Source organism: Nonomuraea sp. NPDC003727 (genome assembly GCF_053586935.1).
In genome coordinates this window covers 720,847-741,298 of record NZ_JBSFNE010000001.1, presented here as the reverse complement: position 1 = coordinate 741,298, position 20,452 = coordinate 720,847, and the positions used below count along the sequence as shown (strand labels likewise).

The window sequence follows — 20,452 nt, the reverse complement described above, 5'->3', positions numbered from 1 at the left end:
GACCGGACTGGTGGTGACGTCAGCGCGGGCCGAGCTTCTCCACGATCAACCGGTACAGCTGGCGCGGACGGCCCGGCTGGGGCGTGCGGTTCGGCGGAAGCGGCCACGCGAGTCCCTCGTCAACCAGCGTGCGCAGCAACCGCCGAGCGGTGCGCGGAGTGACTCCGAGCATCTTCCCCGCCCCTTCGGCGTCCACCACGGTGTCGCCCCCCTCCAGTTTCGCCGCCAGCCTGGCGAGCACCTCGACGCCTTTCGGCTTGAGCGGCGTCGAGCCCTGAGGGGGCATCCTCGGCGCGGGGATCAGTGCTCTCCCCTCGCGATCGACCGCGAACCCCTGTGCCTGCTTGCCCGCCTGCGAGCGCGCGAGCGCCGCACGGGCGTGGGATTCCGCGTCATGTGTCGTACGGCCCATGCCCACGCCCACCTCGACCGCCAGGCCGAGTTCGTCGCGCACTCTGGCGGCGAACGGCAGCACCCGGAAGCCGTCGGTCGCGGACGCGATCGAGCCACGGGTGGCGATGATCAGGTAGCTATGGTCGTCGATGGGCCAGACGGTGGCGTTGATCCTGTTGGCCTCCTGGACCAGTAGGCGGTGCAGTGACAGGCGCAGTTCGTCGCGCCAGTAGCGGGGCGCCGCGCGGCGCACGGGCTCCCGCAGTGTCGGTACCTCGACGAGTACGACGGTGAGTTGTGACTCCTCCAATCTGTGGTGGGCGCCGAGCAGCGCCGCGGTATGCAGCGCGGACCGCACGGCCGCCGATGTGGGTCTGATCCTGATCACGGGCACGCCCGCGGTGTGCAGCCGGTCCGCGACCGCGGGAAGGCATGTCAGCGCTCCCGTCGTCGCGCCCTGCCGGGCCAGACGTTCGTGGTAGGCCGCGATCGTGCCGGTGGCGCCCGGCTCGTCGCGGCTGTGCACGTCCGTCGCCGGGATGCCCAGATCGGTGTAGGCCTCCTCGACGTCGGCGCGTGACACCACGTCGATGCTCACCCGTTGCGGGTCGAGCCGCGGGTCGATCGCCGCCTTCGCCAGCGCGGCGACCAGCGCGGCGCCGCCGAGCTGGACATACGTCGCGGGCATCGTCAGCACCCCTGACCGCCTTGCCAGGTCATAGGGAACCGGGCTGGCGAACAGACACGCGTCCACCCCCGGTCCAAGCCTGGTGACCTTGTCCGCCGCCTCCTGCTCGTCGCGGTAGGCGGCGGCCACGAGGCGGCAGGGAAGGGGTGCCGCGGCATGACCCATCAGCATCACGCGCTCGACCAGATCGTGAGGTCCGACCACACCGATAGTGAGGTCCGGTGTCATGGCGCCCGGGCGTGATACTCGGTGAGGCTCTTCGGTCCGCTCGACCAATGTTCGTCCCATCCTGCCGTCCATTGCAGTGCTCTCTTTTGGAACGATCGCTCGCGAGGGCCATAATGTCACGCCCAAATTTTCCAGAAAGCGACTCTGGAATGAGTTTCAGCAGCTCAGGCCGGAGAAACTTCGCGGATAATATCCGCGCCCAAGGCCCGCATTCGCTCGGCCAGATGCGCATGGCCACGATCGATCAGATAGCCCGACTCGATGACCGTCTCGCCTTCGGCGGCGAGCCCGGCCAGAACGAGCGCGATTCCCGAGCGGAGATCGTGGGCCGTCACCCGCGTGCCGGTGAGCGGAGTGTGGCCGTGGACGGTGGCGGCGTTGTCCTTGACCCTGACGTCGGCGCCCATCTTGTTGAGCTCGCCGGCCAGCGCGAACCGGCCGTCGAAGATGCGCTCGTGGATGTAGCTGATGCCGTCGGCGAAGCAGGCCACGGTCATCATCGGCGACTGCAGGTCGGTGGCGAAGCCGGGGTAGGTGTCGGTGATGACGTTGATCGGCTTCAGCGGGCTGTGGTGGCAGCGGACGCTGAGCACCGCGCCCTGGGTGGCGAACTCCACACCCATCTGCTCGAGCTTGTAGCGGACCACGCCGAGGTCGAGGCCGGTGCCGACGAGGTTGAGCTCGCCACCGGTGATGACCGCCGCCATGGCGAACACGCCCGCGTCGAGCCGGTCGGGCATCACGGTGTGCTCGACCGCGCGCAGCTCGCTGACGCCCTCGACGGTGATGAACCCGGTGCCGCCGCCGCTGATCTTCGCGCCCATCTTGGTGAGCATGTCGATCACGTCGAGCACCTCGGGCTCGAGCGCGGCGTTCTCGATCACGGTCGTGCCGCTGGCCAGCGCGGCGGCCATGATGAGGTTCTCGGTGCCGGTGTGGGAGGGGGTGTCGAGGTAGAGGGTCGCGCCCGTCAGCCCGGAGGACTTGACGTGGATGACGGTCTCGCTCTCGTCGACGATCGCGCCCAGGCGCTTGTAGCCGAGGTAGTGGAAGTCGAGGTTGCGGCTGCCGAGGTTGCAGCCGCCGACGCCCTCGACCACGGCCTCACCCAGCCGGTGCAGCAGCGCGGGCGTGAACAGGACCGAACCGCGGAAGCGCCTGGCGATCTCGGCGGGCAGGATCGGGCTGGTCAGCTTGGAGGCGTCGATGACCAGCGTGCGCTCGGCCTCGTGGAGCTCCACGTGCGCGCCGACGGCCTGGGCGAGCTCGACCGCCCGGCGCACGTCCTCGATGATCGGGACGTTGCGCAGGACCGTACGGCCCTCGGCCGCGAGCAGGGCGGCGCCGATCATGGGCAGCACGGCGTTCTTCGCGCCCTGGATGAACGCGGTTCCTCGCAGTGCGTTGCCACCGCGCACGCGGTAACGGACCATTCGCTTCCGCTCTCCCTCGGTAAAAGTGATCTGGGTAAAAGTGATTCGACCGCGCCCACAGTAGCCGCTGTGGACGCGTGACCCGGCCGATTCGCCCCGTGACTACCCGGTAAAGGAGAGTCCTGTGAGGCGTTCGTACGCCTCGACATAGCGCCGGCGCGTCCGCTCGACCACTTCGGCGGGAAGAGGCGGCGGCGCTTCACTGGATGATTTGTCCCATCCAGATTCCGGCGAAGTTAGCCAATCACGGACATATTGCTTGTCAAATGAGGGCTGCGCGCGGCCCGGCTGCCACTCGTCGAGCGGCCAGAAGCGGGAGGAGTCGGGCGTGAGGACCTCGTCGCCCAGCGTCAGCACCCCGTCGGCGTCCCAGCCGAGCTCGATCTTGGTGTCGGCGAGGATGATGCCGCGCTCGCGGGCGATCTCCGCGCCCCTCTCGTAGACGGCGAGCGTGATCCTGCGGATCTCGTGCGCCGTCTCCTCACCGACCTGCGCCACCACCTCGTCGAAGGAGATCGGCTCGTCGTGCTCGCCGACCGGGGCCTTGGTGGACGGGGTGAAGATCGGCTCGGGCAGCCGCGAGCCGTCCTCCAGGCCCTGCGGCAGCCGTACGCCGGAGACGGCGCCGTCGCGGCGGTAGTCGGCCAGGCCCCCGCCCGCCAGATACCCGCGCGCCACGCACTCGACCGGCACCATGCGCAGCGGCTTGCACACCATGCTGCGCGTGTCGGGCGCGGGACCGGCCAGGTGGTGGGGGACGATGTCCTTGAGCTGCTCGAACCACCACAGCGACAGCTGCGTGAGGATCGCCCCCTTGTCGGGGATGTCGGGGCGCAGCACGTGGTCGAAGGCCGAGATCCGGTCGGAGGCGACCATCAGCAGCAGGCCCTCGTCGGTCTCGTAGAGGTCGCGAACCTTGCCGGAGTGCAGGTGTTTCATCGGGCGATGTCCGTCCTGTGGTGGGAGCCGCGCAGCCTGACCCTGCCGACCAGCTCGTAGGCGTTGTTCCTGGCGCTCTGCTGGTCGGGACCCGTGCCGACCACGGCCAGCACCCTGCCGCCCGCGGAGACCGTCCGGCCGTCCTTGACCGCCGTGCCGGCGTGCAGGACGTAGGCGTGCTCCGTCGGCTCCAGGCCGGTGATCACGTCGCCCTTCACCGGGTCGGCCGGGTAGTTCTCCGCCGCGACGACGACGGCCACCGCCGAGCCGGCGCGGTAGGCCAGCGGCGGCTGCTCGGCCAGCGTGCCCGTCGCGCACGCCATGAGCACCCCGGCCAGCGGCGTCTCCAGGCGGTCGAGCACGACCTGCGTCTCGGGGTCGCCAAAACGCGCGTTGAACTCGACGACCTTCGGCCCCTTCGACGTCAGCGCCAGCCCGACGTAGAGCACCCCGTTGTACGGCAGGCCCCGCCGCGCCAGCTCGCTCACGGTCGGGTGCACGACCTCGCGCATCACCTGCTCCGCCAGGCCCTCGGGCGCCCACGGCAGCGGCGTGTAGGCGCCCATGCCGCCGGTGTTCGGGCCCTGGTCGCCGTCGTAGGCGCGCTTGAAGTCCTGGGCCGGCTGCAGCGCCACGGCCGTCGCGCCGTCGCACAGCGCGAACAGCGACACCTCGGGGCCGTCGAGGAACTCCTCGATCACCACCCGCTCGCACGCCTCCGCGTGCTCCAGCGCCGCGGCGTGGTCGTCGGTGACGACCACGCCCTTGCCGGCCGCCAACCCGTCGTCCTTGACCACGTACGGCGCGCCGAACTCCGCGAGCGCCGCCTCGGCCTCCTCCCGCGTCGCGCAGGTGCGCGACCGCGCCGTGGGAACGCCCGCGGCCTGCATGATCTCCTTGGCGAAGGCCTTGGAGCCCTCGATCATCGCCGCCTCGCGCCCGGGGCCGAAGCAGGGGATCCCGCTCGCGCGGACCGCGTCGGCCACGCCCGCCACCAGCGGCGCCTCGGGCCCGACGACGACCAGGTCGGCGCCGAGCTTCTCGGCCAGCCCGGCGACCTGTTGGGGGTCGGTGGGGACGATGTCGTGCAGGGTCGCGATCTCCGCGATGCCGGCGTTGCCCGGCGCACAGTGGAGCTCGGAAACCTGGGAGTCGAGTTTGAGCGAGCGGCACAGGGCGTGTTCCCGCCCGCCGGATCCAATCACAAGAACGCGCACCCGCTCATTCTCCCAGCTCGCACCGCGCCCCTCACACTCGCGTGGCCTTCTCGCCGCCGCGGGGACACCGCTCCCGCAACCGTCGAGAAGCGCCCCCGGGGCGGTCCGCGCCACGGGACGGACGAAGGCGTGGCCACGTGGTCGAGGAGCGGATGTGCGGGAATCGGGACGAATCTTTGTGACGTTCTACGCGATCAGCCGGTCTGACCCGAGTAAGGTGTGGGGGGTTACCGGCCTGTGGTAGTTTGGGTCGGCTTTGCGGCGTCTTGCGTGATTGGAGGTGGTCCGGGATGAATCCTGGTGATCCGAGCAGTACTCGCCCGCGCACGATCATCGTGCGCACCCCCGACCACTCCAATTCGGCAGCCTGATCGTGCCTCCACGCATCTCCAGATTGAGGTGATCTTTCGTCCTGCGTGGACCGTGCCAGGTCGGGCGGGAAGGGACTGCCATGCGCTCGTCCACCATTTTCCGTCGCATCAACCGTCACCCCGTGCCCGTGCACACCGCGCGCCAGCTGGCCAAGCCGCTGGGTGCTTCCTGCGTTCCCCCCGTTGACTCCATCGTCGAGTACGGCGCCTACGTCAACGGCAAGAAGATCGACGCTGACGGCATCGTCGAGTCGCTCAAGCTCGTCCGGCAGCACAACCTCGACAGCGACGGACCCAAGGCGTTCGTCTGGGTCGGCCTCCACGAGCCAGAGGCGCCCGAGGTCGAGTGGCTGGCCGAGGTGTTCGGCCTGCACCCCCTCTCGGTGGAGGACGCGGTCAAGGCCCACCAGCGGCCCAAGATCGAGCGCTACGGCGACTCCCTGTTCATGGTGCTGAAGACGATCGCCTACCTCGACCACGACGAGCTGACCGCGACCAGCGAGATCATCGCCACCGGCGAGATCATGGTCTTCCTCGGCGCCGACTTCGTCGTGACCGTGCGCCACGGCCACCACTGCCCGCTGTCGGAGGTGCGCGAGAAGCTCGAGGACAAGCCCAAGCTGATCAACCGCGGCCCCACCGGCGTCCTGCACGCCATCTCCGACCACGTGGTCGACCGCTACCTCCAGGTCGCCGACCTGATGCAGCTCGAGCTCGAAGAGGTCGAGGCCACCGTCTTCGCCGACGTCAGCTCCCGCGACATCAACCGCATCTACCAGCTCAAGCGCGAGATGCTGGAGATGAAGCGCGCCGTCACCCCGCTGCAGGCCCCGATGGCCACCCTGCCCCAGCGCCGCGTCATCCCGAGCGAGATGCGCGAGTACTTCCGCGACGTCAGCGACCACCTGGCCAGGGTGTGCGAGCAGGTCGAGTCGAGCAACGAGCTCGCCAACTCGATCCTGCAGGCGGCGCTCGCCCGCTCCAACACCCTCGCCAACGAGGACATGCGCAAGATCTCGTCCTGGGTGGCGATCATCAGCGTGCCCACGATGATCGCGGGCATCTACGGGATGAACTTCGACGTCATGCCGGAGCTCCGGCAGACGTGGGGGTACCCCGTGGTGATCGGCGTCATGGTCATGGCCTGCACGCTGCTGTACCGCGGCTTTCGCCGTAACGGCTGGCTCTGACCGCCGCGTTGCCCTCCGCCGTAACGGCCGGAGGGCATCGCGCCCGAGCCGAAGGTCAGACGCCCACCGGCTTGAGGGGGCCGACGGGGCGGGGGAGGGGCAGCCCGCGCTCCTCCCACAACGCGCGCATCCGGTCCGGGTAGTCGGTGACGACGCCCGCCACGTTCAGGTCGAGCAGGCGCGCGGCCGTCCTGGCGTCGTTCACCGTCCACACCACGACGGGCAGCCCGGCGGCCGCCGCCTGGCTCATCAGCGTCTCGTCCACCATCACGTGCTCGGGCGACAGCGCCGTGCCACCGGCGGCGCGCGCCGCGGCGGGGATGTCGTCGCCCAGGTCGTCGTGCCAGTGCAGGGTGTCGGGCTCGATCAGCGCGAACCGCGGGGTCTCGGGCGCGAGCCGGGCCGCGTGCCCGATGATCCGCCAGTCGAAGCTGAGGACGGCCGCGTTGCCGAGCCTGCCGTGCCGGTCGAGCTCGGCCACCACCAACTCGGTGAACTCCAGCGGGTCCGGCGTCAGCTCGGGCCTGGTCGGATCCGACTTCAGCTCGACGTGCAGCCGCACCGTGGCGGCGTCGTAGGCGTTCACCAGCCCGAGCACCGCGCCGAACGTCGGCATGCGCGTGTCCGGCATGGACTTCTGGGTGAGCGCGAACGGGTCGTCGGGATGCCGGGGCAGCCGCACGCCGACGTCCAGCATGCGCAGCTGGGCGTGGGTGAGGGTGTTGATCGGCTTGCCCACGTAGGGGAACAGCGGGTCCTGCGCGGTCAGCGGCCGCGTGTCCGCGCTCGTCACCGCGGAGACGGTGAGGTCGTGTGTGAGCACCAGGCGCCGGTCGGCGGTGAGCGCGACATCGAGCTCGAGCGCGTGGACGCCCAGCTCCATGGCATGGCTCAACCCGGGCAGGGTGTTCTCGGGCCAGAGACCTCTCGCACCCCGGTGACCGTGAATTTCGGCATGCACACCGGGACCCTACCGCCCGTGCGGCACCTTGGCGCGACAGCCACGCCGGTAGCTGTTTGTCCCGCTCTCTCGGCTTCTTTCTATCTTGTACGGCTATCGCATAGTTAGGCCCACCGTGGTCACCGGCCGGCGCCCGTCCATCACGCCGCTCCAGCGCCGCCGCCGCCCCGCCGTCACGCCGGGATCGTCGGCCGCCCCCTTCGGGACGGCGTGACGGCGGGGACCGGAGGCCGGGATCAGACCAGGGAGTGCAGCTCGATCGTCTGGTCGCGGCCGGGGCCGACACCGATCGCCGAGATGCGCGACTCGCTCAGCTCCTCCAGCGTCCGCACGTACGCCTGGGCGTTCGGCGGCAGGTCCTCGAACGACCTGGCCTTGGAGATGTCCTCCTGCCAGCCGGGGAACTCCTCGTAGATCGGCTTGGCGTGGTGGAAGTCCGTCTGCGTCATCGGGATCTCGTCGTGGCGCACCCCGTCGACGTCGTAGGCCACGCACACCGGGATCCGCTCCAGGCCCGACAGCACGTCCAGCTTGGTGAGGAAGAAGTCGGTGACGCCGTTGATCCGGGTGGCGTAACGGGCGATGACCGCGTCGAACCAGCCGCAGCGGCGGTTGCGCCCCGTCGTCACGCCGTACTCGCCGCCCGTCGTGCGCAGCCAGTCGCCCACCTCGTCGGTCAGCTCCGTCGGGAACGGGCCCGAGCCGACGCGGGTCGTGTACGCCTTCAGGATGCCGATCACCCGCGTGAGACGGTTCGGCGGGATGCCCGCGCCGGCGCACGCCCCGCCGCTGGTCGGCGACGACGACGTGACGAACGGGTAGGTGCCGTGGTCGATGTCGAGCAGCGTGCCCTGGCCGCCCTCCAGCAGCACGAACTTGTCCTCGTCCAGGGCCTTCTTCAGCACCAGCGAGGTGTCGGCGATGTGCGGCTTGAGCCGCTCCGCGTAGCCGAGGTACTCCTCCAGCACCTGCTGCGCGTCGATGCCGCGCCGGTTGTAGACCTTGGTCAGCACCTGGTTCTTCTCGCCGAGGACCACCTCGATCTTCTTGGCGAGGATGCCCGGGTCGAGCAGGTCCTGCACGCGGATGCCCATCCGGTAGATCTTGTCGCCGTAGGCGGGGCCGATGCCGCGGCCGGTCGTGCCGATCCTTGCCTTGCCGAGGTAGCGCTCGGTCACCTTGTCGAGCGCCTTGTGGTGGGGCATGATCAGGTGCGCGTTCGCCGAGATCAGCAGGCGCTCGGCGGAGATGCCGCGCGCGGCCAGGGCGTCCAGCTCGGACAGCAGCACGCCGGGATCGATCACCACGCCGTTGCCGATCACGGGGATCACGTCAGGCGACAGGATGCCGGTGGGCACCAGATGCAGCGCGTACTTCTGGTCGCCGATGACGATCGTGTGCCCCGCGTTGTTACCGCCCTGGTAGCGGACCACGTAGTCGACGGCACCGCCGAGGAGGTCGGTGGCCTTTCCCTTGCCCTCATCGCCCCACTGGGCGCCCAAGACAACGACAGCCGGCATGGTATCTCTCCCGAGCAAAACGAAAACCCCTGGCGCAAGCGCGACAGGGGCTCTTGCGTGGAGAGACTACCCGAGTATGCCCAAACGTCCCAAGCGCTAACTCTTGGTGAGCGCGTCGTAGGCCTCGGCGCTGCTGTCCTTCAGGAACTGCGAGCAGCGCTCCGCCTCGTCCTTCTCGCCGATCGCCTGGGCGGCCCTGGACAGGGCATACAGGCAGCGCAGGAAGCCGCGGTTGGGCTCGTGCTCCCACGGGATCGGCCCGTGCCCCTTCCACCCGTGGCGGCGCAGCTGGTCGAGCCCACGGTGGTAGCCGGTGCGGGCGAAGGCGTAGGAGGTGACGGCGTGACCGTTGGCGAAGTACTCGTCCGCGAGCGCGGCCCATGCCGCCGGGTAGGCGGGGTAGCGCGCCGCCACGTCGGACGCCTTAGCGCCGGATTCCAGCGCCTCTCGGGCCTCGGGCACGTCCGGCAGGTGAGTCGGGGGCGGCCCGGCGAGAAGGTTATCCATAGGACAAGTCATACCCGTCGGGCGGCGGAAGTGGCTAGGAGATCTTTGTCGCAGTACACGGACCTTCACCGGCGCGGGACCGGCCGGACCTGTGACGGTCGCGCCCGCCCGCCCTCCACGTCTAGTGGACCGCGTCCAGCCGTACGCGCTGGTCCTCGGTCAGCTCGAGGTCGACCGCGGCCAGGCTCTCGTCCAGCTGGGCCACCGACGACGCCCCCACCAGCGGGATCACCGGGAAGCCGCCGCCGATCTGCCAGGCCAGCACCACCTGGTTCACCGTCGCCCCGGTCTCCTCGGCGACCTCGCGCAGGACGGCGAGCCGGGCGGGCGTCCCCGGGTGGTCGTAGTCGCGCGGCAGCGGCTTGTCCTGCCTGACGTAGGCGCCGCCGAGCAGCGGCGAGTAGGCGACCAGGGTCAGGTCGGGCTCGGCCCGCAGGTAGCTCAGCAGCTCGGCTCCCGCGTGGCCCAGGCTGCCGTCCTCGAAGATCGACTCGGGTACGTCGAAGCGCGGGCGCAGGTGGCTGTGCTGGTACTGCAGGACCTCGTAGCCGGGCAGTCCCGCCGCCGCCGCGATGGCGCGGGCCCGCTCCACCCGCCAGATCGCGTGGTTGCTGACGCCGAGCAGGCCCACGGTGCCCTCCGCCACCAGCTCGGCGAAGCCCTCGACCGTCTCGCGCAGCGGGACCGCGCGGTCCTCGATGTGCGCGTAGAGCAGGTCGAGCCGCTCCACGCCGAGGCGTTCCCTGCTGCGCTCGGCCGACTCCCTGATGACCTTCGCCGACAGCCCCTCGGCGTTGTCGACGTAGCTGGTGCCGGGCGCGAGGGGCCGCGCTCCGAGCTTCGTGGCGATGACGATCTCGTCGCCGATGCCGCGGCTGCGCCGCCACCGGCCCAGCAGCTCCTCGCTCTGCCCGCCCTGCCCGCCGTCGACCCAGAAGGCGTAGTTGTCGGAGGTGTCGATGAACGTCCCGCCGGCCTCGACGTAGCGGTCCAGGACGGCGAAGGAGGTCTGCTCGTCGGTCACCGAGCCGAAGAGCATCGCGCCGAGGGCGAGGACGCTCACCTCGCGACGGGTCGTCGGGTCGGTGCCGATGGTGCGGTACTTCATGGTCTTCCTCCGGTACGGCCCGCTCGTCCGGGCTCCTGTACGGGAGTCTGGGACGTGGAGCGCACTCCAGGTCAAGCTCGGATAAGGCCGATCTGTCCGGCTTCACCCCTACGACGATCACCGGTCGGTAAGGTGCGGTGAAGCGGCTCAGGGCACGGGAGGGAGCACGATGTCGACGGTCATCGACAAGGTGGCGTGGGTACGGCTGGAAGGCGGCAGGATCCTCAGCACACGCTCCCGGGGCAAGGACGTCTACTACATTCCCGGCGGCAAGCGCGAAGAGGGCGAGAGCGACACCGAGACGCTCCTGCGGGAGATCGAGGAGGAGCTCACCGTCGAGATCCAGCCCGACACCATCGCGGGCCTGGGCGTCTACGAGGCCCAGGCGCATGGACATCCCGACGGCGTGCTGGTCCGCATGACCTGCTACAGCGGCGACTACCGCGGCACGCTCACGCCCGGCAGCGAGATCGAGGAGGTCGTCTGGCTGACGTACGCCGACCGCGACCGGATCGCGCCCGTCGACCAGCTGATCTTCGACGACCTCAGGGCGGCAAGTCTGCTCGACTGAGTCCGTGCGGTCACGACGCGCGGAGATCTTGACTGCTAGGGTGCGAGGTATGTCGAGAGTGCGGCGATTTATCCGCCCCCGGCCGGCGATGCCGGCCGCCGGGGCGCATCGGCGTGCTCTCCCTGACAGGACACGTGCTCTGACCTGACAGGACGAAGGCGGCCGCAGCGGTGCCCGGCGGCGGGCCGGCCGGGGGAGAACTCCCGTCCGCTGCGAACCGATCGGAGTCCCCGTGTCCACTGCCGTCTCTCCCCGCCTCCTCCACGCCGACGAGCTCGCCCGCGCGTTGACCGTCCGGGATCTGAGCGACCCCGCCCAGGGGCCGCACGCCGTCCAGCTCGTCGTCGACACCCTCGTCCGGGCCCTCGCGGCCGCCTGGCGCGACGACGTCCGGGTGGTGCGGGCCCACCCCCTCGTGCCCGTCGAGGACAACTACGAACGGCTCGGCTACCCGCCGGACGCCGTCACCCGTGACGCCCGCTACACCCGCTACGCCAGCCAGACCTGCATGCTGCGCAGCCACACCAGCGCCGTCATCCCGCCCACCCTCCGCGAGCTGGCCCGGCAGACCACCTCCACCGGCCGGTACGGCTGGCACGACGTCCTGCTGGCCTGTCCGGGGCTGGTCTACCGGCGCGACGTCGTCGACCGCCTCCACACCGGCACCCCGCACCAGCTCGACCTCTGGCGCGTCGTCACGGGGCGACCGATGGACACCGGCGACCTCGACGAGATGATCGCCGCCGTCGTGACCGCGGCGCTTCCCGGCCTGCCGTATCGGGCTGTCCCGGCATCGCACCCCTACACCTCGAACGGCCGGCAGGTCGACGTCCAGGTCGGCGGGGAGTGGATCGAGATCGCCGAGTGCGGCCTGGCCGCGCGCCGGGTCCTGACGGACGCGGGGCTGGACCACACGGTCAGCGGGCTCGCCATGGGCCTCGGACTGGACCGGCTGCTGATGCTGCGCAAGGGGATCCCCGACATCCGCCTGCTGACCTCCGCCGACGCCCGCATCGCCGACCAGATGCTGGACCTGGCGCCCTACCGGGCGGTGTCCAAGCATCCGCCGATCTCCCGCGACCTGTCGGTGGCCGTGCCGGCCGACGCCGACGCCGAGACGCTGGGCGGAGCGGTCCGCGACGCGCTGGGCGCGCACGCCGACGCCATCGAGGAGATCAGGGTCGTCGCCGAGACCCCGGTCGAGGAACTGCCGCGCTCGGCGGTGGAACGCCTGGGGGCGCTGCCCGGCCAGAAGAACGTGCTGCTCCGCATCGTGTTGCGCGACCCGGCCCGGACGATGTCCGACCAGGAGGCGAACGCGCTGCGCGACCGCGTCTACGCCGCCGTCCACCGGGGAGGCGCCCACCAGTGGGCCGGCCCGCCGCCCCGGCAGGCGTGACTATCCGACCCTGCAAGCCGGATGAAAGGGATAAGTAACCCGATACCTCTACAAAAGACCTGGGTCGTGCGACGCGGACATCGCACGCGGAGAACGGCACATCCGGGCAGCCGCACGACCCGCCGACCAGCTCGGACCCGCCGAGGCGCGCACCGGCGGGCCGGCCGCACATATCGGGGATCACCTGCCCGCAACGAGACCGTCCTGGTCCGCGCCTGACCGAGGACCCGCAGGCGCCCGGCGTCACGCGCCGGGCGCCTCGCACGCCCGCGGTCCGCCCGCGGATCAGCGGGTCACCGCACCCGTCCGCCCGCGGACCGGTGCGTCACCGCCCGGCCGTCAGAGCTTGGTGCCCGCCGACTTCAGGTCCTGGCAGGCCTGCACGATCCTGGCCGCCATGCCGGCCTCCGCCGTCTTGCCGTACGAGCGGGGGTCGTAGGCCTTCTTGTTGCCGACGTCCCCGTCGACCTTCAGCACCCCGTCGTAGTTGCGGAACATGTGGTCGGCGATCGGCCGGGTGAAGGCGTACTGCGTGTCGGTGTCGATGTTCATCTTCACCACGCCGTAGGAGATCGCCTCGTGGATCTCCTCCAGCAGCGAGCCGGAGCCGCCGTGGAAGACCAGGTCGAACGGCTTCTCCTTGCCGTACTTGGCGCCGACGGCCTCCTGGATCTCCTTCAGCACCGTCGGGCGCAGCTTCACGTGGCCCGGCTTGTAGACGCCGTGCACGTTGCCGAAGGTCGCGGCGAGCATGTAGCGGCCGTTCTCGCCGATGCCGACGGCCTCGGCGGTGGCCAGCGCGTCCTCGGCGGTCGTGTAGAGCTTCTCGTTGATCTCGCCGACGACGCCGTCCTCCTCGCCGCCGACGACGCCGATCTCCATCTCCATGACGATGTTCGCCCGGTGGCACTTGTCGAGCAGCTCGCGCGCGATCGACAGGTTCTCCTCCAGCGGTACGGCGGAGCCGTCCCACATGTGGGAGTTGAAGATCGGGTCGCCACCCCGCTCAAGGGACAGCTCGATCAACGGCCGCATGAAGCCGTCGAGCTTGTCCTTGGGGCAGTGGTCGGTGTGCAGCGCCACGGTGACGGGGTAGTTCTTGGCCACCACTTTGGCGTACTCGGCCAGGGCCACGGCTCCGGACACCATGTCCTTCACCGTGGCGCCCGAGAGGAACTCGGCGCCACCGGTGGACACCTGGATGATCCCGTCGCTCTCGGCCTCGGCGAATCCGCGCAGGGCGGCGTTCAAGGTCTGCGACGAGGTCACGTTGATCGCCGGGTAGGCGAACCCGCCCGCTTTGGCCCGGTCGAGCATCTCGGCGTAGACCTCTGGAGTCGCGATAGGCATGGTTCAGCTCCCTGGAATGTATTCGGCCTGCGTGCCCAGTATTCCCAACTCCTTACCCGCTGGGGTAGTGACAACGCACGCCCGATGAAGGCCACCCTCCAGGTAGGCTCACCCCGTGGAATCGATCCTGGACCTCGTGGACCCGCAGTGGTGGCTCACCATGCTCGGCGCGTTCGCGACCATCGGCGTGCTCGCCATCATCTTCGCGGAGACGGGTCTGCTGATCGGCTTCTTCCTGCCGGGTGATTCGCTGCTGGTGGCCGCGGGCATCTTCAGCTCCGCCGCGGCGGCCAAGGGCATCGGCATCGAGCCGCTGTCGTTTCCCGTGCTGGTCATCGGCACCCCGCTGTGCGCGGTGGCGGGCGCGCAACTGGGCCATCTGATAGGCGCGAAGGTCGGGCGCAAGCTGTTCGACAAGCCCGACTCGCGGTTGTTCAAGCGCGAGTACGTCGACAAGGCCGAGTACTACTTCGACAAGTTCGGTCCCGCCAAGGCCGTGGTGATCGCCAGGTTCGTGCCCATCGTCCGCACGTTCATGAACCCGGTCGCGGGCGTGCTGGAGATGCCGGCGCGCACGTTCTTCGTGTGGAACGTGGTCGGCGGGCTGCTGTGGGTCGAGAGCATGCTGTTCATCGGCCACTTCCTCGGCAACCAGGTCGACCCGGAGCAGATCGACAAGTACATCCTGCCCGGCGTCTTCCTCATCGTGCTGATCTCGGTGATCCCGATCATCGTCGAGGTCGTGAAGAGCCGCAGGGCCGGCGGCCGTTCGGTTCCCGAGCCGCAGGGCAAACACCACCGCATTCCGTGATGCCGCTCGGAGGGCGGCCACCTCGTTGGCTACCCTCCCCCTTGTGGGACGGCATCGAACCGATCCGATGGGGACGGCCCGCCTGGCGCTGATCGGCGTGGGGGCCGTCCTGCTGGTGGCTCTGGTGTTCCTCGGGATCCGCTCGCTCATGGCCGTGCTGTCGGTCGCCGACCCCGCGCCGCGGCCGTCGGCGACGCCGCGGCAGACGGTCACGACCGCGGGCCGGGTGCCGACGCTCTCCATCGTGTGCGCGGCGCAGACCTGCCCGCCGGTGCTGGTCAGGGTGCCCGGCGGTGACGTGCTCAACGACCGTGACCTGACCAGCGGCGAGGAGATCTCGTTCTTCGAGGCCGAGCTCGACGTCGCCCTCGAGGACGCCGGCACGGTGAAGGTCACCGTGAACGGCGAGCCCCGCCCGCCGGGCAGGGCGGGTCAGCGCGAGACGTTCTCCGTCACGCGCTCGGCCCAGGACCCCGCGGGATGAGGCCCGCGGGAGAGGGGCTCCCTCAGCCGTTCAGCCCCAGGTCCTGCAAGGTGAAGGCGCTGCGGTACTCGATGCCCTCCTCGGCCATCCTGCCCGCCGCGCCGCGCTCGACGATGGTGGCGACGGCGACCACGTGGGCGCCCGCCTCGCGGGCCGCGGCGACCGCGGTCAGCGGGGAGCCGCCGGTGGTGGAGGTGTCCTCGACGACGAGGACCCTGCGGCCCTCGATGTCGGGGCCCTCGATCCGGCGCTGCATGCCGTGCGTCTTCTGCGTCTTGCGCACCACGAAGGCGTCGAGGGCACGGCCCCGCGCGGCGGCCGCGTGCATCATGGCACCGGCGACCGGGTCGGCGCCCAGCGTGAGACCGCCGACAGCGTCGTAGTCGAGGTCGGCCGTGAGGTCGAGCATGACCCCGCCGACGAGCGGCGCGGCCGTGCCGTCGAGCGTGATGCGCCGCAGGTCGAGGTAGAAGTCGGCCTCCATGCCCGAGGAGAGCACGACCTTGCCGTGCACGACGGCCTTCTTCAGGATCTCGGCCAGCAGGTTCTCGCGGTCACTCATGCCCACAAGCTTAGGGTCGCCAGCGCGTCACCATAGCGGTCGGGGAGGGTCAGGACGTCGACGGCGCCGGCCTGCCGCAGCCGCCGGGTCGCCGGCCTGGTGGTCAGCGCGCCCGCTCGGGCGGGGCCGAGCCGTACGAGGGTCTCGCCACGGGGGAAGACCTCCCGCAGCAGGGCGGCCAGGCGCAGCATGGCGGCGATGCGGTCCCACGCGTCGGTGACGGTCAGGGTGACGACGACGAGGCGGTGGCGGCGGGCGACGCCCTCGCGGTAGACCTCGGCCAGCCGGGTGCGCAGGTAGGCGAGGCCGACCAGGCCGGTCAGCGGGTCCTCGCAGCGCAGGTCCGCCATGGGTGCCAGTTCGGCCTCCACCCATCCGCTGGCGAAGGAACGCAGGGCGGCCAGCGGCGGCCCTGCCTCGCCGCGGGCGTGGAACAGCGCGGCGAGGTCCGTCATGCCCTCGGCGATGCCGACGCCTGCGCGGGCGCGGGCGTCACCGAGGGCCATGCAGGCGCGGGCCAGGCCCTGCCCTCCGGTCACGGCCCTGATCGTCTGCTCGACGGCAGGCGTCCACCAGTCGCCGGGTACGGCCCAGCCGGCGGCCATGCTGGCCGCGCGCCACAGCACGGACAGTCTCTGCGGATCCCTCTCACCCATCTGATGCGCGGCGCTCGGCCGACGGAAGCGCCACTCCTCCTCTCCGGCAGACCTCTCGCAGTCAAAGACGGTCTTAGGGGTTAGTCATGACGCGGAATGCGGAATGATGCGTTCGGCAACTCCAGGTAATCGTGAGGTCACTATGAGTGTCGAATCACCGCGAAGTGATGCGGATCTCCTTGGCACCGCGCGTGCGGGCAACGCGGCCGCGTTCGGCGAGCTCTGGCAGCGACACGTCGGCGCCGCGCGCTCGCTGGCCCGCCAGCTGGTCAGGGGCGAGGACGCGGTCGAGGACGTCGTCGCGGAGTCCTTCACCAAGATCATCGATTTGGTCGGGCGCGGCGGCGGGCCCGAGGCGGCCTTCCGGCCGTACCTGCTCACGGTCGTGCGCCGCACGGTCTACGACAGGGGCCGCGTGGAGAGCCGCCAGGTGACCACGGGGGAGATCGAGGCGTTCGACCCCGGCGTGCCCTTCGTCGATCCCGCGCTGGCCGGGCTGGAGAGGTCACTGGTCGCCAGGGCGTTCCAGTCGCTGCCCGAACGCTGGCGGCTCGTGCTCTGGCACACCGAGGTCGAGGGCGCCAAGCCCGCCGAGATCGCCCCGATGCTCGGCCTGTCGGCCAACGGAGTGGCGGCGCTGGCCTACCGGGCGAGGGAGGGGCTGCGCCAGGCGTACGTGCAGCTGCATCTGGCGGGGACACCGCGCCAGCCGTGCCGGCCCGTGCTCGGCAGGCTGGACGTCCATGTGCGGGGCGGGCTGTCCAAGCGGGAGAGCAGGAGCGTCGACCACCACGTCGACGACTGCGCGGAATGCCGGGAGATCCTGCTCGACCTGGCCGACATCGACCAGTGCCTGCGCACCGTCGTCGGCCCCCTGGTCGCCGGACCCGCCTACGCCGCCTACGTCGCGGGCCTGACCAGGACGGGGGCCACGGACAGCGGTCTGCTGTCCACGCTCGGGTGGATCAGGCGGGTGCCCAAGGGCCGCCAGGCCGCGGTGGCGGGTGGTGCCACGGTGGCGGTGGCGGCGGCGGCCGTCCTGGTCCTGGCCGCCGACGACAAGCCGCTGCCGGCCGCCCACATGCAGCCGGCGGCCGCCGTCAGGTCCTCGCCGGCGCCACCCCCGACCGCGCCACCCGCGCCCAGGCCCAGACTCCGGCCGCGGCTGGTGCCGCCGCCCGCCGACGCGCCCGTCACCGCCAAGCGGCAGGGCGCGCCCTGGCTCCGGGCCTCGATCCATCCGCTCGGCGCGCTGATCAAGTCCGAGCCCGGCATCGTCGCGGTACGGCTGCGCAACACCGGCGGCTCCGCCAGCGACGAGCTCGTCGCGCTGGTCGACCTGCCGCCAGGCGTGACGCTGGTCCCCGCCCAGGCGAGGGGCAGCGCGGCCGCTGTCGTCGAGCCCGTCGGCACGGTCGACGGCTGGTCGTGCGCCCCGGCGGGCGGCGGCGCCAGGTGCGTGCGGGGCCCGCTGGCCGCGGGCCGGTCGACGGCCGTCTTTCTGCGGGTCCAGGTGTCCGCCAATGCTCCCGAGGGGACGGGCCCGGCCGTACGGATCTCCTCGGGCGGCGTCAACGTCGACGCGCGCGCGAGCGCGGGGGTGAAGGCTGAGGGGGCGGCGGCGCGGTTCGCCACGGACGGCAAGGTCGTCGTCAAGGCGGTCGGCAACACGCTGCTGACCTGCCCGCCCGAGCGCGAGGGATGCGGGGAGGCGCGGCTGGCACGGGAGAGCGGCAGGCGCGACAACGACCTGTGGCCGATGCGGTCCGTCGACGCCGACGACGTGCCGTCGACGGACTCCTCCAGCGGCGCCTGGCTGGAGCTGCCGGACGGCGGGCGGGTCGTCTGGGCGGGGCTCTACTGGTCGGCCAGCGTGCGGCAGGCGGGCCCGATCAAGTTCAGGGCGGCGGGGTCCAGGCGCTACCGGACGGTCCTCCCCGACCGGGTGACGGAACGGGAACTGCCCACGGGCTCGGCCTACCAGGCCTTCGCCGACGTGACGGAGCTGGTCAGCGACGGCAGGAGCGCCGGGGCGTGGTGGGCGGCCGACGCGCCGATGCGGGAGGGGGTCTCCGAGCACGCGGGGTGGAGCCTCGTGGTGATCGCCACCGACCCGCGCCGGCCGTACAGCCAGGCGGTGGTCCTCGACACCGCCACGGTCGTCGGCGGTGCGCAGCCGCGACTGGAGCTGCCGCTCGGCGGGCTGTTCCCGGCGGCGAGCCCGGCCGACATCGAGCTGGTGACCTGGGAGGGCGATGCCGACCTCCACGGCGACCGGGTGTCGGCCGGCGCCTCCACCGGTGGCGACCGCGACGCGGACAACGTCTTCGACAGCTCCGCCAACGGCGCGGCGGGGATGACGTTCGGCGTCGACGTCGACTCCTTCAGCGCCGAGCTGCCGGACCGCCCGGCGCTGACGATCTCGACGAAACGCGACGTCGTCCTGTTCGGCGTGGCGGCCGTCAGCGTGCCTGCCAGGTCGTGACCGCGAACTGGACAAACTGGTACGGTCTGCGGGAATCCGCTGGCGTCACGCCGATTCGCCGGGATTCACCCTCGAACGATCAGATGCTTCATTACCCTGAGAGTGGGCCGCCGAGCCCGGCTCTGGCGGTGCGGAGCCGGTAGGGGTCGGGCCAGAAGAAAGGGGCGGTGTCAGTGGATCGCTGCGCGCTGTTCGTGGACGCCGGCTATCTGCTGGCCGACGGCGCGATGGCCGTGCATGGGACCCGCCATCGCGAGGCCGTCTCGTGGGACTACCCGGGCCTGCTGCAGCTGATGACCAACCTGTCGCGCGAGCGCACGGGCCTGCCGCTGCTGCGGTGCTACTGGTACGAGGCCACGGTCGAGGGCAGGCGGACGCCCGAGCACGACGTGCTCGCCGACATCCCCGGGTTGAAGCTCCGCCTCTCGCGCATCAGGCCGGGCCGCCGCGAGGGCGTCGACGCCCAGGTGCACCGCGACCTGATGACGCTGGCCCGCAACAGCGCGATCTGCGACGCGGTCGTGGTCAGCGGCGACGAGGACCTGGCCCAGGTGGTCTGCGACGCCCAGGATCTCGGCATCCGGGTCACCGTCGTCCACATCGCCGCCGACGGCGGCTGGGCGGTGTCGCGGTCGCTGCGCCAGGAGAGCGACGACCTCATCGAGATCGGTGGCGTCCACCTGCGGCCCTACGTCAACCTCGTCTCCGGCACCACCGATGCCGTCAACGGCGCCCAACCCGTCAGCAACGGCCAGGCCGCTCACGCGCTTCCGCCGAGTACGCAGGCACCGCAGGCCCAGTCGCCGGCGCCGTCCGTGCAGTCCGCCAACCACGCCGCGCACCTGCCCGGCGCGCCCGCGCAGAGCCAGCAGCTGCCCCCGGCCACGCCGTCCGTGCCGACGCCGTCCGCGCCGAGCCTGGCGCAGACGCCGCCGCCCGCGCTGCCCGCCTACCCGAGCTATCAGGCGGAGCCGCCGTCCGCGCCGCAGCCGCAGCCCGCGCCCGCGCAGCCTGTACAGCCCGTACAGCCCGCGCCGGCCGCACCCGCCGCGCCGGCCGTCCCGCACAGTCCGACGGTGTCGCACACTCCGCCCGTCTCGCACACTCCTCCGGTGTCGCACGGCCCGACCGGCCCGATGCAGACCACGGGCCAGTACTCCTCGCCGCCCGGTGCCTACCAGCCGTCGCAGCTCGGCCCGTACACCGGGCCGCAGCCCGCCCCCGTCGCCGCCGCGGCCGCCCCCGCCGCCGGCGGGGCGACCACCCTGGCCGACGCGGTGAAGGCGGCGCACAAGGAGGGGCACGACTTCGGCGAGTCCGTGGCCCGCGACGCGCCCGCGCTGTGGCTGGAGGCCGTGCTGGCCCGCAAGCCGCGTATGCCGTCCGACCTGGAGGCGCGGTTGTTGCAGGGCTCCTCGCTGCCGATCGACTTCCTGCTGCACGACGAGGTCCGCCACGCGCTGCGCCGCGGCTTCTGGGACGCGCTGGAGCGCGCCCGCCGGTAGACCGCCACCCCTGGGACGGGGCCCGTTGCGCCCCCTCCGAGGGGTCGTGGTTGCAATAGTGTGTGCCACACACT

General features: G+C 71.1%; 18 protein-coding genes. 7 read left to right on the top strand and 11 right to left on the bottom strand.

Going from position 1 to position 20,452, the window contains the following annotated elements; genetic code table 11:
• Positions 1–19: 19 nt before the first annotated feature.
• From ACWDLG_RS03630 to purD, 4 genes are all read right to left on the bottom strand, one after another.
• A complete protein-coding gene (locus tag ACWDLG_RS03630; protein ID WP_354920364.1) occupies positions 20–1,309 on the bottom strand; it encodes a transcriptional regulator in 1,290 nt (429 codons plus the stop codon).
• Between the two features lie 164 nt (positions 1,310–1,473).
• Positions 1,474–2,742, bottom strand: a complete 1,269-nt coding sequence (gene murA, locus ACWDLG_RS03625; protein WP_354920361.1) for a UDP-N-acetylglucosamine 1-carboxyvinyltransferase — start codon at positions 2,740–2,742, stop codon at positions 1,474–1,476.
• 102 nt (positions 2,743–2,844) lie between these two features.
• Positions 2,845–3,681, bottom strand: coding sequence for a phosphoribosylaminoimidazolesuccinocarboxamide synthase (locus ACWDLG_RS03620; protein WP_354920358.1), 837 nt, complete (start codon positions 3,679–3,681; stop codon positions 2,845–2,847).
• Positions 3,678–4,898: a phosphoribosylamine--glycine ligase gene (gene purD, locus ACWDLG_RS03615; protein ID WP_449915599.1), complete on the bottom strand. Its 1,221-nt coding sequence runs from the start codon at positions 4,896–4,898 to the stop codon at positions 3,678–3,680. The genes ACWDLG_RS03620 and purD overlap by 4 nt, the downstream gene beginning before the upstream one ends.
• A gap of 493 nt (positions 4,899–5,391) precedes the next feature.
• On the opposite strand from purD, the gene corA reads away from it, so the two are divergent.
• Positions 5,392–6,459 (top strand): magnesium/cobalt transporter CorA, encoded by a 1,068-nt coding sequence (corA, locus tag ACWDLG_RS03610; RefSeq protein ID WP_449915598.1) that lies wholly within the window; start codon positions 5,392–5,394, stop codon positions 6,457–6,459.
• 55 nt (positions 6,460–6,514) lie between these two features.
• Here corA and ACWDLG_RS03605 read toward each other — a convergent pair whose 3' ends face one another.
• From ACWDLG_RS03605 to ACWDLG_RS03590, 4 genes are all read right to left on the bottom strand, one after another.
• Positions 6,515–7,420: a glycerophosphodiester phosphodiesterase family protein gene (locus ACWDLG_RS03605; protein WP_449915596.1), complete on the bottom strand. Its 906-nt coding sequence runs from the start codon at positions 7,418–7,420 to the stop codon at positions 6,515–6,517.
• A 236-nt stretch (positions 7,421–7,656) separates the two neighbouring features.
• Positions 7,657–8,940, bottom strand: a complete 1,284-nt coding sequence (locus tag ACWDLG_RS03600; protein ID WP_354920346.1) for an adenylosuccinate synthase — start codon at positions 8,938–8,940, stop codon at positions 7,657–7,659.
• 96 nt (positions 8,941–9,036) lie between these two features.
• Positions 9,037–9,447, bottom strand: coding sequence for a DUF3151 domain-containing protein (locus ACWDLG_RS03595; protein ID WP_354920343.1), 411 nt, complete (start codon positions 9,445–9,447; stop codon positions 9,037–9,039).
• A gap of 121 nt (positions 9,448–9,568) precedes the next feature.
• Complete coding sequence (locus tag ACWDLG_RS03590; RefSeq protein WP_449915593.1) at positions 9,569–10,555, bottom strand: aldo/keto reductase; 987 nt, start codon at positions 10,553–10,555, stop codon at positions 9,569–9,571.
• A 169-nt stretch (positions 10,556–10,724) separates the two neighbouring features.
• Here ACWDLG_RS03590 and ACWDLG_RS03585 point away from each other — a divergent pair, with 169 nt between their 5' ends.
• The gene (locus ACWDLG_RS03585; protein ID WP_449915591.1) at positions 10,725–11,126 is read left to right on the top strand and encodes an NUDIX hydrolase; all 402 of its coding nucleotides are present in this window, start codon (positions 10,725–10,727) and stop codon (positions 11,124–11,126) included.
• Between the two features lie 232 nt (positions 11,127–11,358).
• On the top strand, positions 11,359–12,525 hold the full coding sequence (gene srmL / locus ACWDLG_RS03580) for a PheS-related mystery ligase SrmL (RefSeq protein ID WP_449915589.1): 1,167 nt from the start codon (positions 11,359–11,361) through the stop codon (positions 12,523–12,525).
• A 339-nt stretch (positions 12,526–12,864) separates the two neighbouring features.
• Here srmL and fbaA read toward each other — a convergent pair whose 3' ends face one another.
• Positions 12,865–13,875 carry a class II fructose-bisphosphate aldolase gene (gene fbaA, locus ACWDLG_RS03575; protein ID WP_354920334.1) on the bottom strand — a complete coding sequence of 337 codons (1,011 nt, stop codon included), beginning with the start codon at positions 13,873–13,875 and terminating at the stop codon, positions 12,865–12,867.
• A gap of 115 nt (positions 13,876–13,990) precedes the next feature.
• On the opposite strand from fbaA, the gene ACWDLG_RS03570 reads away from it, so the two are divergent.
• Positions 13,991–14,686: a DedA family protein gene (locus tag ACWDLG_RS03570; protein WP_449915588.1), complete on the top strand. Its 696-nt coding sequence runs from the start codon at positions 13,991–13,993 to the stop codon at positions 14,684–14,686.
• Positions 14,687–14,729: 43 nt separating this feature from the next.
• Entirely contained in the window at positions 14,730–15,170 is a 441-nt protein-coding gene (locus tag ACWDLG_RS03565; RefSeq protein ID WP_449915586.1) for a hypothetical protein, read from the top strand.
• Positions 15,171–15,192: 22 nt separating this feature from the next.
• Here the strand turns inward: ACWDLG_RS03565 and ACWDLG_RS03560 are convergent, their stop codons facing one another.
• Positions 15,193–15,732 (bottom strand): orotate phosphoribosyltransferase, encoded by a 540-nt coding sequence (locus tag ACWDLG_RS03560; RefSeq protein ID WP_354920325.1) that lies wholly within the window; start codon positions 15,730–15,732, stop codon positions 15,193–15,195.
• Positions 15,729–16,358 (bottom strand): hypothetical protein, encoded by a 630-nt coding sequence (locus ACWDLG_RS03555; RefSeq protein WP_449915583.1) that lies wholly within the window; start codon positions 16,356–16,358, stop codon positions 15,729–15,731. The genes ACWDLG_RS03560 and ACWDLG_RS03555 overlap by 4 nt, the downstream gene beginning before the upstream one ends.
• A gap of 172 nt (positions 16,359–16,530) precedes the next feature.
• Here ACWDLG_RS03555 and ACWDLG_RS03550 point away from each other — a divergent pair, with 172 nt between their 5' ends.
• Both ACWDLG_RS03550 and ACWDLG_RS03545 read left to right on the top strand, forming a co-directional pair.
• Positions 16,531–18,873, top strand: coding sequence for a sigma-70 family RNA polymerase sigma factor (locus ACWDLG_RS03550; protein ID WP_449915580.1), 2,343 nt, complete (start codon positions 16,531–16,533; stop codon positions 18,871–18,873).
• Between the two features lie 173 nt (positions 18,874–19,046).
• The gene (locus ACWDLG_RS03545) at positions 19,047–20,378 is read left to right on the top strand and encodes an NYN domain-containing protein (protein WP_449916180.1); all 1,332 of its coding nucleotides are present in this window, start codon (positions 19,047–19,049) and stop codon (positions 20,376–20,378) included.
• Positions 20,379–20,452: the final 74 nt, after the last annotated feature.